The organism is Rhizobium sp. K33 (assembly GCF_056501445.1).
Map to the genome: position 1 here is coordinate 1,827,306 of NZ_CP096478.1, position 14,339 is coordinate 1,841,644.

The window sequence follows — 14,339 nt, forward strand, 5'->3', positions numbered from 1 at the left end:
TCCACTGGGCCTTGGCCGCCGCCAGTCCGACCACACGCTGCTGGGCATAGCCGGAACTAAAGTCTACCACTCCCGATCAATTCGTGTATGACGGGCAGACCAGATTTAAAGACCAGTAACTGCCGGTGGACCGATGAATTCCCAGGACAAGAACAAGCCGCAAGCTGCGAACCCGACCGCTGATCTCGACGAACAGGCTCTGTTCTACCATCGCTATCCCCGCCCCGGAAAATTGGAAATTCAGGCCACCAAGCCGCTCGGCAACCAGCGCGATCTGGCGCTGGCCTATTCGCCCGGCGTTGCCGCCCCCTGCCTCGCGATCAAGGATGATCCGGCCGCTGCCGACGATTACACCGCGCGCTCCAACCTCGTTGCGGTGATTTCGAACGGCACGGCCGTCCTCGGTCTCGGTAATATCGGCCCGCTCGCCTCCAAGCCGGTCATGGAAGGCAAGGCCGTCCTCTTCAAGAAATTCGCAGGCATCGACGTCTTCGACATTGAGATCGACTCGCCGACCGTCGACCAGATGGTCTCGACCATCTCGGCGCTCGAGCCGACCTTCGGCGGTATCAACCTCGAAGACATCAAGGCGCCGGAATGCTTCCAGGTCGAGGACCAGCTTCGGGCCAAGATGAACATCCCGGTCTTCCATGACGACCAGCATGGAACGGCCATCATTGTCGCTGCCGCGATCCTGAACGGCCTGGAACTGGCCGGCAAGAGTATCGAGAACGTCAAGATCGTCGCCTCTGGCGCGGGCGCTGCAGCGCTCGCCTGCCTCAACCTTCTCGTCATCCTAGGTGCGAAGCGCGAGAACATCTGGGTGCATGACATCGAAGGCCTCGTCTACAAGGGCCGCAACGAGCTGATGGACCCGTGGAAGGAAGTCTACGCACAGCCATCCGACAAGCGCACGCTGTCCGAAAGCATCGATGACGCCGACGTCTTCCTCGGCCTTTCGGCCGCCGGCGTCCTGAAGCCGGAACTGCTGGCCCGCATGGCGCCGAAGCCACTGATCATGGCGCTCGCCAATCCGAAGCCGGAAATCATGCCGGAAGAAGCGCGCGCCGCGCGACCCGATGCGATGATCTGCACCGGCCGCTCGGACTTCCCGAACCAGGTCAACAACGTCCTCTGCTTCCCCTATATCTTCCGCGGCGCACTCGATTGCGGTGCAACGACCATCAATGAAGAGATGAAGATGGCAGCGGTGCGCGCGATTGCAGCGCTCGCCCGCGAGGAAGTCTCGGAAGTCGCCGCCCGCGCCTATACCGGGGAAACACCGACCTTCGGCCCCGACTATCTGATCCCCTCGCCGTTTGATCCGCGCCTCATCCTGCGCATCGCGCCGGCTGTTGCGAAGGCGGCCGCCGACAGCGGCGTTGCCCGCCGCCCGATCGCCGACTTCGACACCTATCTCGACCAGCTGAACCGCTTCGTCTTCCGCTCCGGCTTCGTGATGAAGCCGATATTTGCGGCGGCCAAGACGGCTGCGAAGAAGCGCGTCATCTTCGCCGAAGGGGAAGACGAGCGCGTGCTGCGCGCTGCCCAGGTTCTGCTCGAAGATGGTATCGGCGAACCGATCCTGATCGGCCGCCCGCAGATCATCGAGACACGTCTCAAGCGCTATGGCCTGCGCATCCGGCCGGGTATCGACTTCCAGCTGGTCAATCCGGAAGACGATCCGCGTTACCGCGACTATGTCGACGACTATTTCGCGCTGGTCGGCCGCGCTGGCATTAACCCGGAAGCCGCCCGCACGATCGTGCGCACGAACACGACGGTGATTGGAGCGCTGGCGGTCAAGCGCGGCGAAGCCGACGCGCTGATCTGTGGTGTCGAAGGCCGCTTTGACCGTCATGTCCGGGACGTCCGCCAGATCATCGGCAAGCGCCCGGGTGTGCGCGACTATTCGGGCTTGAGCCTGCTGATCTCGCAGCGCGGTGCCATCTTCTTCACCGACACCTTCGTAACCGATGACCCGAGCGCCGAAGAAATCGCCGAGATGACCATGCTCGCGGCTCAGGAAATCCGCCGCTTCGGCATCACGCCGAAGGCGGCCCTGCTGTCGCACTCGAATTTCGGCTCGCGTCCCTCGGCTAGCGCCTCGAAGATGCGTCACGCTCTGGAGATCATCCGCAAGAACGCCCCGGATCTCGAGGTCGACGGCGAGATGCAGGGTGGTTCGGCCCTGTCCGAAGTCCTGCGCAAGCGCGCCATGCCCGACAGCACGCTCACCGGCGAAGCCAATCTCCTGGTCTTCCCGAACCTCGATGCAGCGAATATCTCGCTCGGCATTGTCCGCACCATGATGGACGCCCTGCATGTCGGCCCGATCCTCCTCGGTGCCGCAATGCCCGCCCACGTGCTTTCGACCTCCGTGACCTCGCGCGGCGTTGTCAACATGGCAGCACTTGCCGTCGTCGAAGCCTCTCAGCCGGCCGGTTAATGCCATCAACCGCATGCGGCAGTCCGCTGCCGCATGCGGCTTGAGAAATGCCCTCTGGACAAGTCAAAGCTGCAACCGCGAGATTGTTACCCTTGAAATCTAGGGTAAGTGGCATGGCAGCAGCGGAGGCCTATTTCGATTTGCTGGATCTCTTGGACAGTCAGGAGATCCTTGATCCCCCGGCTTTTCTGTCCCTGATCCAGCACGCTTACGGCACCGGTCCGGTCACCTACCTCGAGGGTGCAGTCATCGATGGGCGTCTGCAGGCCCGCAGCCTCCACTTCAGTCACAGGACCAATGCCAATGCCAATGCCTTCCGCCGAAGCCTGCATCGCAAGGCGGCCGTTGAGCAGATCCTGCGTGTCCTTGTGGCCCTGGAGCCGATCGCTTGTTCCGGCTGGCAGAAGAGCAAAGACCACGATCAGCATCTCATCGGCTATCCATTGCCGGGACGGCACAGCTGCCTGCTTGTGGACCTCGGCTCCGTCCCCAGTGAGATCAGCGCGTGGCGGCGGGCCCATGACCGCGACCTTCTGAGCCTCGGAGCGAAGCTGAATGCCCGGCTGGCGAGCGCCGCTACGGACGGGCCGCAGAAGCGTATTGCCTCCATACCACTCACCCGCCGCGAGCGGGAAACGCTGGCCTGGATTGCCGCCGGCAAGAGTTACTGGGAGACGGCTGTCATCCTCGGCATATCCGAGCGCACCATCCGCCATTTCATGGCTAATGCGCGCCAGAAGCTCGACGTGGTCACCAATGCGCAAGCGGTCGCAGAAGCGGTCTGGCGGGGGTTGATCCCGCGTCTTGCGGAGACTCAGGCGTCCTGAAGTCAGCGCAAACGTATGACAATATCATAGATTGCATCCAGCAAAATGGTCGCTACCGCCAGTTTAACAAAATGATGCTGCACGCCATCCTTCCTGCTTCGTTGTGCAAGAAGGAGCAAGGCATGATCAGGATCATCAACGGCGCGCGTCGAAACCAGTTTCCCTCCGACATCGACGCCATGCACAGGCTGCGCAAGCGGGTCTTCCATGACCTCCTCGGCTGGGAGGTTCAGGTCCAGGAAGCCTGGGAAATCGACGACTACGACCGCGCCAACCCGCTCTATGTCCTCTCCTATGACGAGGAGGGAAAACTTCGCGGCTCGCTGCGCCTTCTTCCGACGCTCGGCCCGAACATGCTTGACGACACCTTCCCGATCCTGCTCGGGGATGGCCCGGAGATCCGCAGCGCAGCAGTCTGGGAATCAAGCCGCTTCTGCATCGATCCGGAGATTTCCCAGGACCGTGCGAGCAATCAGGTGACGATCGCTGCGGCCGAACTGATGTGCGGGGTCGGCGAACTCGGCCTCGCTTCCGGCCTCAGCCATATCGTGACCGTGACCGATGTCTTTCTGGAGCGGATGTTCAAGCGCATGGGCTGCCCGGGCAACCGCATCGGCGAGCCGAAACGCATCGGCGTCGTCCAGGCGGTCGCCGTTTCCTGGGAGGTCTCCCATGAGCTTCTGGATCGCATGAAGGCCGTGGCCGCGATTGACGGCAGCGTGCTGGAAGAAGAGATGACGCTCGCCACCGCCCGCGCAGCGTGACGGCATCTCGGGCGGATGCGGCCCATGCCGCATCCGCCACGTCATCCGTCATTTCGTTTTGATCTACATTCGGATATCCTGCGATACGTCAGGGCGTTGATCTGCCCTGCAAATGCCAACTGGGATCCGGATGTGCCGAGCAGGATAGTCAGTTCCATTGCCATGATCCTCCTCATGGGCGGGGCCATGCCAACCGCGGCTGAGGCCTCAGCGCTCTGCGAGCGACTGCGCGATCGGCTGGTTCTGGTGGAGCAAGGCGGGCCTTCGCCCGAGATCAACAGTTATGCCAGCGCGATCGCCCAGCAGAACCTGGAGCTGCGCAAGGCTCGCCAGGACCAGCGCCGGCTTCGCTGCCTTACCTCCTCCATCGTCCAGATCCGCCCCGACGGCGGCAATGACTGCGGGGATCTCGCCACCGCGATTTCACGCATGGAGGCAAACCGCGATATTCTGGCTGCACGCCTTGCCGATCTCCGCGAAAGCCGCGCCGCCGATGCCAGGGCCGCACTGGTAACGGCCCTTGAAGCCAATGGCTGCGGGCCCGATCAGGCGCCGCTGCCGGAGGAAGCGCAGCGCATCCCGTACCTCGACACCCTGGCGGAACCCTACAGGCCCGACCGCGCCGCCGAGGCTGCCTATTCCGATCCGCGCCCATCCTTCGGCATCCTGCCAAGCGGCAATGTCCGCACGCTGTGTGTCCGCACCTGCGACGGTGGCTTCTTCCCGATCTCGTCCCAGACCTCGGCCATGAATTTCGCCCGCGACGCCGCCCAGTGCGAGCAGATGTGCCCCGGCACCCAGACCGAGCTCTTCTTCCACGCGCCCGAGCGCAGCGAGACGGTGGACATGATTTCGGCCGTCACCGGCCAACCCTATCGCGACATGCCGAACGCTTTCCTCTACCGCAATCGTCGGACCGATGCGGATCCCGCCTGCAGCTGTAACCTGCAGCAGTATTATCAGCGCATGACACCCAGACCGGCTGTCCCGGATTATCAGTCCTCGGTGCTCGATATGGCGCCGAAGTCGAAGCCAGTTCCAGCAGCACCTCCTGCGGCGACCGAGCGCCCCCTGGACGAAGCAAGCCTCAATGTCCGGCGCGTTGGCCCCGCCTTCCTGCCGTCCGACAAGGGCACGATCGACCTCAGGAACCCCGCGGCGCCTGGCCCCCAGCCGCTCCAGGAGTAACGGCGACCTCAGGCGTCTCGCCCCAGCGGTCCTCGAAGATCAGGTCGTCGAGTGAAAGCCGCTTCCGCCAACCCTTCACCTCGAGCTCGGGCTTTGAATAGAGCGCGTAGACATAGCCGATGCAGAGATAGCCGATGATCTGCACCCGCGGCGGAATGCCGAGGATGTCCTTCACTTCGTTCTCGTGGAAAATGCTGACCCAGCCGAGGCCCACGCCTTCGGCGCGAGCGGCAAGCCAGAGGTTCTGGATTGCACAGACGGTCGAGAACGCATCCATTCGCGCGTCATGCGTTCGCCCGAGCACGACGGGACCGGCTCGGTCGGTGTCGCAGGTGATGCAGATATTGAGCGGCGCCTTGCGGATACCCTCAAGTTTGAGGGATCGGTAAGCGCTGCGACGCTCCGGCGGAAACATCGCCTCAGCTTCCTCGTTGGCGCGGACGAAGGCTTCCCAAACCGCCTGCCGTTTCGCTTGGCAGCGGATCAGCAGGAAATTCCAAGGTTGCATGAAACCGACCGAGGGCGCCGCATGGGCTGCTTCGAGCAATCGCCTGACGAGGTCATCGGGCAGAGGGTCGGACAGGAACTGGTCGCGCACATCGCGCCGCGTATGGATCGCCTTGTAGACCGCGTCCCGCTCATGCTCGGCAAAAGGCGCAGCCCCGACGAGAAACTCGTTCGGTTCGTCGTGCATCGTAATCCCCACAATGCGCAACCACCCGCCGTCCGCGCGGGCTCGGTCTATCTCGCCAGGCCGGTCTTCTGACTGGGCTTCACCTGTAACGCGCGCCTTCCCGGATTACTCCAGTGGCTGGGTTTCCCCGGCGCATGACATCCGCCTCACAGTGTTGGGCACGTGCCGGAATCTCACCGGCTTCCCGATTCTCCCGCCTTTCGGCAGGCACCTGGCGTGGTTGTTTTACGTCAGACAGCGCACGAGCGACAGATCAAAAACGACAACCTCAATCGGTCACGGCGAAATAGCGGACGAAGGCGAAGGCCGATCCGTCCGGCGACCAGTTCGGCACGTTTATGCTGCCCTGCCCGCCGAAGAATTCGAACAGGGTCTCGATATTGCCGCCATCGGCATCCATCAGCCGCAGCCTGACCTGCTTGTCACGCGGATGTCCGGAGACATCTTCGTCATAGGAGAGAAAGAGAACCTTGCTTCCATCCGGCGAGGGATGGGGGAACCAGTCGCCATAGCCGTCCGCGGTTAGACGCTCAAGATCACTGCCATCGGTCCGCATGCGCCAGATCTGCATCGTGCCGGTGCGGCTGGAGTTGAAATAGATCCACTGACCATCGGGAGAGTAATCGGGACCGTCATTGTGGCCGTCCCCATGGGTCAACCGCTTCTCTGGCCCACCCTTGGTCGAGATCGTGTAGATGTCGAATACGCCGCCGCGATCACCGCAATAGGCAAGTTGCTTTCCATCCGGCGACCAGCCGTGCCAGTAGGAGGGCATCTTCTCGGTCACCTGGCGCGGCTCCTCATCGCCATCCCCGAGCAGGTAGATGCAGGACTTGCCGAAGAGCGTATGGTCGGAAAAGGCAATCGAGGCGCCGTCGGGCGAAATGCCGTGATCATTGTTGAGACGGACGGCAAAACCGGTATCGATCAGTTCCGGCTCCGGATCGTCGTCATCCAACGACAGGGCGTAGAGAAGGCCGTCGCCATTGATCACCAGGAACTCGCCGTCCCGCGACCAGTTGGGCGCCTCGACGAGGTCCTCCGTCTGCCAGACCACCTCAGCTTCACGGGTCGCCATGTCGTAGATCTCGACCGAACTGCGCATCATCATCTCCTTGGAATAATCAGTCAGCGACCGAGCGACTTTCGATCGCCTGGCAGTTTGGCGAAGACCGTCCGGCCGGTCCGCTCGATATGGGCATTGCGCCATTCGGTATAGAAACCCCAGCACAAGCTGACGATCAGGGTGACGAACCCGATGCCGAGCATCTTGAAGCTTTCCTCCCACAGGCCGTAGCAGCCGATTGCCATGGAGGGCAGAAAGTATGCAGCACCGGACAGCACCCGGTAGAGCCCACTATCCTGATTGTCATGGGCTCCGACAGCAAAGATATAGCTGCGCTCCTCCGCCGTGAAATCCGGCAGCTCAGCCCGCGCGAAGCGATCCTCTGTCGACACCTTCAGCGATCCCGGAACCGGTTCGTGATCGGATAGCGACGATCGCGCCCGAAGTTCTTCTTGGTGATCTTCACGCCGGGCGCCGACTGGCGGCGCTTGTATTCGGCGAGATAAAGCAGGTGCTCGACCCGGTGGACGGTCGCGATGTCATGGCCACGCGCCACGATCTCGTCGACACCCATTTCCTTCTCCACGAGGCATTCGAGGATGTCGTCGAGCACGGGATAAGGCGGCAGCGAATCCTGGTCGGTCTGGTTGGGACGAAGCTCCGCGGAGGGCGCCTTCGAGAGGATATTCGCCGGGATCACTTCGCCCGAGGGGCCGAGCGCACCTGGTGGAACGTTTTCGTTGCGCCAGGCCGACAGCGCATAGACCTGCATCTTGTAGAGGTCCTTGATCGGATTGAAGCCACCGTTCATGTCGCCGTAAAGCGTCGCGTAACCGACCGACATTTCCGACTTGTTGCCGGTCGTCACGACCATGGAGCCGAACTTGTTGGAGATGGCCATGAGAATGGTGCCGCGTGTGCGGCTCTGCAGGTTCTCTTCGGTGATGCCGCTCTCCGTGCCCTCGAACATTTCCGAAAGCGATGAGAGGAAGCCTTCGACCGGCTCCTGGATCGGCACGATGTCGTAATGGCAGCCGAGCGCCTTGGCACAGGCCTCTGCGTCCGCGAAGCTCTCCTGTGAGGTGTAGCGGTAGGGCAGCATGATCGTGCGCACCCGCTCTTCGCCCAGCGCATCGACGGCGATTGCCGCGCATATCGCTGAGTCGATACCGCCGGAGAGCCCGAGCACCACGCTCTTGAAGCCGTTCTTGTTGACGTAATCGCGGAAGCCCAGGACGCAGGCGCGGTAATCGGCCTCTTCCTTCTCAGGGATCCGCGACATCGGCCCGTGCTCGCAGCGCCATCCATCCGGCGTGCGCTTCCAGGTCGTGACAGAAAGCGTTTCCTCGAACTGGCTCATCTGGAAGGCAAGCGACTTGTCGCCGTTGAAGGCGAAGCTTGCGCCGTCGAAAACGAGTTCGTCCTGGCCCCCGAGCTGGTTCGCGAAGATGAGGGGCAGCCCCGTCTCGATCACCTGACGCAATGCCACTTGATGGCGCACATCGACCTTGCCGCGATAATAGGGCGAGCCGTTCGGCACGAGCAGGATCTCGGCCCCGGTCTCGGCCAGCGTCTCGCAGACGCCGAGATCGTTCCAGATCTCCTCGCAGATCGGCACGCCGATCCGCACGCCGCGGAAGTTCACGGGACCGGGCATCTCACCTTCGACGAAGACACGCTTCTCGTCGAACTCGCCATAGTTCGGCAGATCAATCTTGTCGCGGAAGGCGAGGATCTTGCCGCCATCGAGGATAGCGACCGAGTTGTGCCGCCCTTTCTCTCCCTGGCGCGGAAAGCCGACGATCACGCCCGGGCCGTTGTCGGACGTATCGGCGGCAAGCGCCTCGACAGCGTCCAGGCAAGCCTTCAGGAAGGCCGGTTTCAAGACGAGATCCTCCGGCGGATAGCCGGAAATGAAGAGTTCCGTCAGGAGCAGAAGGTCCGCCCCCTGTCCGGCGGCTTCAGCCCGCGCAGCACGTGCCTTGGCCAGATTGCCGGCGACATCGCCGACAATGGGATTGAACTGTGCCACCGCAATACGCAGGACGTCGGAGATCTTCTTTGCTTCGCTCATGACACCGATTTAGCCGCTCACCCGTTCGACCGCAACGATGCATGTCGAGCAAGTGTTCCGCAACCTCCTGAGCCGCTAACCAAGCCCCTCGAAATTCAGGGAACAAACCCTAGAACGCCGCGGTTCATGTAGCATTCATGACACTTATGTGACATCTGTGCGAAACTTTCACGACACTTGCTCATGACCTGGAGTACGACGTGGCCCAGCCCACCCCGAAATCGCTTGTCGCGACATTCTTCAATTCCTTCGGCGCGACCCGCGAACGGGACTTAGGAAACTCCTTTGCACTCCAGCTGGCGGTTCAATGCGTCAACACCGCACTGATCGCTGTCGCCATTGTCATGCTGAGCGAAGTGCTGGCGCGCGGCACCATGGTCGATGTGGTGGAATATCTGACGTCGTCGAGCCGTCCTGGGCTCGTGGCCGTGGGTATCGTCTTTCTGGCCCTCTGCTTCGCCGACGCAATCATCGGCAAGGCCTACCAGTCCACACTCCTCATCGCGCCCCTGGCGCTGTTGCCCGCCTTCTTCTCCGGGCAGAAGCAGCTCTTCCTGTCTGACCCGCTTTTCCCGAGCGACCTGCTCTTCGGCCGCCAGATCCTGCAGCTCATGCCGGCCATGGTTGCCGCTGAACCCCTGAAGGCCATCGCACTCGGCATTGGAAGCGTGGTTTTGATCGCAGCTTTCGGCGCCTTGATCTGGAAGAGCCGCAAGGTGTTTCCGCGGCTGAACCTGACGGGCCGCGGCCTGCGCCTCGCCCTCGCCTTCCCGCTGCTTGCCGGCTTTGCCACGCTGATGGACCCGATGGCCTTCTCGGCCGTCCGCGATCGCCTGAACATCGTTCCGATGATGTGGGACCAGAAGGAAAACTACCGGCACAATGGCTTTCTGCTCGCCTTTGCCTTCAACGTGCCGATGGCCTCCGTCAGCGCGCCCGCGGGTTATAGCAATGTCGCGATCTCCGACATGCAGACCGACCTTCTGCCGGCATCCTTCTTTTCAGGACGTCAGGCCGACGTGATCATGGTGATGAGCGAGTCGCTCTGGGATCCGACGAAGATGAGCGCGGTCCGCTATTCGACAGACCCCATGCCCGTGATCCGCGCGGCGCAGTCGGGCGCAGTTTTCTCCCCGGAATTCGGCGGCATGACCGCAAATGTCGAGTTTGAGGCGCTCACCGGCTTCTCCAATGCCTTCCTGCCCTATGGCAGCATCCCCTATCAGCAGTATATCCGCCGCCCCGTTCCCTCGCTCGCGACCTTCTTCGAGTCCAAGGGCTATGTGACCAAGGCCTTCCACCCGTTCGAAGGCTGGTTCTGGAATCGCACCAACGTCTATCAGTCGCTCGGCTTTCAGGAATTCCATTCCGAGGAAAACATGCCGGCGATGAACAAGCGCGGCATCTTTGCCTCGGACGAGGACCTGACGCGCTACATCATCAAGGAAGCGGACAACACCGACGAGCCCTTCTTCTTCTTCGCCGTGACGCTTCAGGGACACGGACCTTACGAAGCCAATCGTTATGCCAAGAACACGATCGAGGTTGACGCACCGACGCTCTCGGATGCCAGCACGAGCGCCCTAGCTACCTATACCCAGGGTGTGAAGGAAGCGGATCAGAGCCTGAAGGCACTGATGGACTGGGCCAAGAAGCGCCGCCGCGAGACCATCATCGTCCTCTTCGGCGACCATCTGCCGCCGCTGAATGCCGTCTACACAGAAAGCGGCTACATGCCGAATGTGGTCGCCACCCGCAAGGCCTCGGTCGAGACCATGAAGCGCGAGCATGAGACGCCGCTGGTCGTCTGGTCGTCCAAGCGCGGCGTCCAGAAGGACATCGGCTCGATCAGCCCGTCACAGCTCCCCTATTACATCGTGCACATGGCGGGGTATCGTCACCCCTATTACACCGGCATGCTCGGCCGCGTCGCCGAGCGCTATGCCGTGATCGACAGACACCAGCTGATCGGCCGCAACAACAAGGCTCAGGCAGACTGGGCGCTGGCCGGTGGCATCGATCCGCTCATTCGTGATTACCGCTTCCTGCAGCACGACGTGATGTTCGGGGAAGGTTTTGGTCTCGAGCGCTTCTTCCCCGAGCAGGCGGATCGACTTCAACCCACCAGTTGAACCGGTCATTACTTCCAATCACAATTATCCATAAAGAGGTTTTGATCGGGTGCCGCTCTTGCAGCGTCACCCGATTTCGGCCATAGACTTTTTTTGTTCGATAAATCAGCGTGCTTGACAGTATTAAGATAACTGTTCTTGCCCGAACGCTTGTGCGTTCCAACACTCTGATGACTTAAAGTTTAGAACAGAGCTATTGCCATGCCCCCGATGTCACGCGCAGATATTGTTGCCCATCCGCTTTATCCTGCCATCGAAAAGCAAATTGCCAAGCACCTCATCGGCATCCACATGCGCACACCGCGCATGTCGCGCCTGAAGGCCTCTCATCGCAAGTGGCTGATGACGCATTCGGTCTTTGCGCTTGCCCTGCGCCGGACCGAGGATGATCCGCTGTCCGGCCTGACGGCGACGCGCTTCGTGGAGACAGTGATGCGCCTGGGGGCTGCAAGCCGCAACACGGCGACCGGCTATCTGGCAGAACTGGTGGCCTACAAGTTCCTGCGGGACGTTCCGGACGTGCCCGACAAGCGCGTGCGCGTTCTCGAACCGACGGAGATCAGCCTCAACGGTCTGCGCAGCTGGTTCAATGGTCACTTGGCCTGCCTCGACAGGCTCGACGGCGGCAACCGCGAAATGACCTCGCTGGCGGAAGAGCGCATCTTCCTGATCGCCCAGCCGATCGGCGCAGACATCATGGTCGCCGACCCGCTCTGGCGTGAACCGGCGGACTCGATCGGCCACTTCCTCTGGTCCGATCTCGGCGGCATGATCCTGCATGATCTGACGGCCCGCCTCGACAATATCGACCGTTCGGCCCCCACCGTATCCTGCGGGCCCGTGACGCTGGTGGAGTTGAGCGAGACCTATCAGGTTTCGACCACCAATCTGAAGCGCATGTTCAAGAAGGCGGAGACGGAAGAGCTACTCTACTGGGAGCAGCCGCGCCGTCGTGGCGACCTGCTGCTCACCAGCCGTTTCATCGAGGACTACTTCACCTGGCAGTCGGCCAAATTCGCCGCCATCGACCAAGCCTATCACATGGCTCTGGATCAACTGGGCATCAAGGCTGGAAACGCCGCGGCTGCCTGATGACGATCAGCTGCTGCTCGCCCGATGTTGCGGCAGTCCGTCATTAATCTCGTAGAAGTCGCCTTTGTCCGCGCAAAAGATATGCGAACCGCCCTTCAGCCCGGTCGGGTTCGGGAAGAGGCCGGCCATGAGCGACAGTCGCGAGCCCCCATCCGCCTTCCAGTAGAGCGGCGAGCCACAGTCGCGACAAAAGGCACGCTGCGCATCCGGGCTTGCCCGGAAGCTGCCGATCTTGTCACTTCCAGAAATGTCCACATCCGCGACCGCCGCATCCGTGGTCGCGTAGTAGAGCCCGGTCTGGCGACGGCATTGTGAGCAGTGGCAATAGCTGACCGGCCCAAGTTCACCGCGAACCGTAATGACCACTGCGCCACAGAGGCAGTGCCCCGTCTTCTCTTCCATATGATCCACCTCCGAAACGAAAACCGGGCGAGCCTCACAGAAGCCCGCCCGGTCGTCAAACTCGGAAATCTGAAACTATGTTTCAGCCGTTCGCAACCATCATCCGCTTTTCGTCGCGGCCGCTCTTCATCCGCTCGGCGAGCAGGAAGGCGAGCTCGAGCGCCTGGTCGGCGTTGAGACGCGGGTCGCAATGGGTGTGGTAGCGGTCGGCAAGGTCGTTGCCGGTGACGGCACGCGCACCGCCGGTGCATTCGGTCACGTCCTTGCCGGTCATTTCGATATGGATGCCGCCCGGATGCGAACCTTCGGCACGGTGGATCTGGAAGAAGCTCTCGACTTCCGACAGGATCCGCTCGAACGGACGGGTCTTGTAGTTGTTGAGCGTGATCGTGTTGCCATGCATCGGATCGCAGGACCAGACGACCTTGCGGCCTTCACGCTCGACGGCACGGATAAGGCGCGGCAGGTGCTCGGCAACCTTGTCATGACCGAAGCGGCAGATCAGCGTCAGACGGCCTGCCTCGTTCTGCGGGTTCAGGATGTCGATCAGGTTCAGGAGATCGTCAGCCTGCAGCGACGGACCGCACTTCAGACCGATCGGGTTCTTGATCCCGCGGCAGTATTCGAGGTGCGCGTGGTCGGCCTGACGGGTGCGGTCGCCGATCCAGATCATGTGGCCGGAGGTGGCGTACCAGTCGCCAGAAGTGGAATCGACGCGGGTCAGCGCCTCTTCATAGCCGAGAAGCAGCGCTTCGTGGCTGGTGAAGAAATCAGTCTCGCGCAGGCTCGGGTTGTTTTCCGACGTGATGCCCACGGCCTTCATGAAGTCCATGGTCTCGGAAATGCGGTCGGCGAGCTTGCGATAGCGCTCGGCCTGCGGGCTGTCCTTGACGAAGCCGAGCATCCACTGGTGCACGTTCTCAAGGTTGGCATAGCCACCCATGGCAAACGCGCGCAGCAGGTTCAGCGTTGCAGCCGACTGGCGGTAAGCCATCAGCTGGCGCTCCGGGTTCGGAACGCGCGCATCTTCGGTGAATTCGATGCCGTTGATGATGTCGCCGCGGTAGCTCGGCAGCTCGACGTCACCGATCTTTTCCATGTCGGACGAGCGCGGCTTGGCGAACTGGCCGGCGATCCGGCCAACCTTGACGACCGGCAGCTGCGCACCGAAGGTTAGAACGACGGCCATCTGCAGGAACGCACGGAAGAAGTCGCGGATATTGTCCGCGCCATGCTCGGCAAAGCTTTCGGCACAGTCACCGCCCTGCAGCAGGAAGGCCTCGCCTTCTGCGACCTGAGCAAGCGACTTCTTCAAGCGACGGGCTTCGCCCGCAAAGACCAGCGGCGGATAGGTGGAGAGCTGCTGCTCGGCTGCCTTCAATGCGTCGAGGTCCGGATAAGCCGGAACCTGCTTGATCGGCTTCTGTCTCCAGCTGCTCGGGGTCCAATTCTGCGCCATGGTCGTCACCTGTCTAAAACTAGCTGCGGCAACCTCCCGGCCGCATCGGATGGGGGCTTATAAACGGTTAATCACCGCTTGGAAAGGCGTAGTTTAGGGACTTTAGGAGCATCGATAAAGCGAGCGTCGAGTGCCTGAGGCAAGGCTAAATGGCACGCTCCTTCCCTGCCTCGCGGCTGCTGCTTGATATGA

General features: G+C 61.8%; 12 protein-coding genes and 1 riboswitch. Of the genes, 6 read left to right on the forward strand and 6 right to left on the reverse strand.

Going from position 1 to position 14,339, the window contains the following annotated elements; translation table 11 throughout:
• The first annotated feature begins 133 nt into the window (after window positions 1-133).
• The 4 genes from M1E12_RS09095 (at window position 134) to M1E12_RS09110 (ending at window position 5,228) form a co-directional block, all read left to right on the forward strand.
• Window positions 134-2,449, forward strand: a complete 2,316-nt coding sequence (locus M1E12_RS09095) for an NADP-dependent malic enzyme (protein WP_479564457.1) — start codon at window positions 134-136, stop codon at window positions 2,447-2,449.
• A 113-nt stretch (window positions 2,450-2,562) separates the two neighbouring features.
• Window positions 2,563-3,276, forward strand: coding sequence for a helix-turn-helix transcriptional regulator (locus M1E12_RS09100; RefSeq protein WP_479564458.1), 714 nt, complete (start codon window positions 2,563-2,565; stop codon window positions 3,274-3,276).
• Between the two features lie 122 nt (window positions 3,277-3,398).
• Window positions 3,399-4,040 carry an acyl-homoserine-lactone synthase gene (locus M1E12_RS09105; RefSeq protein WP_479564459.1) on the forward strand — a complete coding sequence of 214 codons (642 nt, stop codon included), beginning with the start codon at window positions 3,399-3,401 and terminating at the stop codon, window positions 4,038-4,040.
• A 186-nt stretch (window positions 4,041-4,226) separates the two neighbouring features.
• Window positions 4,227-5,228 (forward strand): DUF2865 domain-containing protein, encoded by a 1,002-nt coding sequence (locus tag M1E12_RS09110; RefSeq protein ID WP_479564460.1) that lies wholly within the window; start codon window positions 4,227-4,229, stop codon window positions 5,226-5,228.
• Here the strand turns inward: M1E12_RS09110 and bluB are convergent.
• From bluB to M1E12_RS09130, 4 genes are all read right to left on the reverse strand, one after another.
• A complete protein-coding gene (bluB, locus tag M1E12_RS09115; RefSeq protein ID WP_479564461.1) occupies window positions 5,185-5,922 on the reverse strand; it encodes a 5,6-dimethylbenzimidazole synthase in 738 nt (245 codons plus the stop codon). The two genes, M1E12_RS09110 and bluB, sit on opposite strands and share 44 nt — an antisense overlap.
• A gap of 41 nt (window positions 5,923-5,963) precedes the next feature.
• Window positions 5,964-6,152: riboswitch (cobalamin riboswitch) on the reverse strand.
• A 38-nt stretch (window positions 6,153-6,190) separates the two neighbouring features.
• Complete coding sequence (locus M1E12_RS09120; RefSeq protein WP_479564462.1) at window positions 6,191-7,027, reverse strand: TolB family protein; 837 nt, start codon at window positions 7,025-7,027, stop codon at window positions 6,191-6,193.
• A 23-nt stretch (window positions 7,028-7,050) separates the two neighbouring features.
• Window positions 7,051-7,380, reverse strand: coding sequence for a hypothetical protein (locus M1E12_RS09125; protein WP_479564463.1), 330 nt, complete (start codon window positions 7,378-7,380; stop codon window positions 7,051-7,053).
• A gap of 2 nt (window positions 7,381-7,382) precedes the next feature.
• On the reverse strand, window positions 7,383-9,062 hold the full coding sequence (locus M1E12_RS09130) for an NAD+ synthase (protein WP_479564464.1): 1,680 nt from the start codon (window positions 9,060-9,062) through the stop codon (window positions 7,383-7,385).
• A 200-nt stretch (window positions 9,063-9,262) separates the two neighbouring features.
• Between M1E12_RS09130 and M1E12_RS09135 the strand changes: the two genes are divergently transcribed.
• Window positions 9,263-11,194 carry an LTA synthase family protein gene (locus M1E12_RS09135; RefSeq protein WP_479564465.1) on the forward strand — a complete coding sequence of 644 codons (1,932 nt, stop codon included), beginning with the start codon at window positions 9,263-9,265 and terminating at the stop codon, window positions 11,192-11,194.
• A gap of 201 nt (window positions 11,195-11,395) precedes the next feature.
• Complete coding sequence (locus M1E12_RS09140; protein ID WP_310239389.1) at window positions 11,396-12,286, forward strand: hypothetical protein; 891 nt, start codon at window positions 11,396-11,398, stop codon at window positions 12,284-12,286.
• 6 nt (window positions 12,287-12,292) lie between these two features.
• Here M1E12_RS09140 and M1E12_RS09145 read toward each other — a convergent pair whose 3' ends face one another.
• Together M1E12_RS09145 and M1E12_RS09150 are read right to left on the reverse strand one after the other, a co-directional pair.
• Window positions 12,293-12,688, reverse strand: a complete 396-nt coding sequence (locus M1E12_RS09145; protein WP_479564466.1) for a GFA family protein — start codon at window positions 12,686-12,688, stop codon at window positions 12,293-12,295.
• 82 nt (window positions 12,689-12,770) lie between these two features.
• Window positions 12,771-14,147 (reverse strand): class II 3-deoxy-7-phosphoheptulonate synthase, encoded by a 1,377-nt coding sequence (locus M1E12_RS09150; RefSeq protein ID WP_113459523.1) that lies wholly within the window; start codon window positions 14,145-14,147, stop codon window positions 12,771-12,773.
• Window positions 14,148-14,339: the final 192 nt, after the last annotated feature.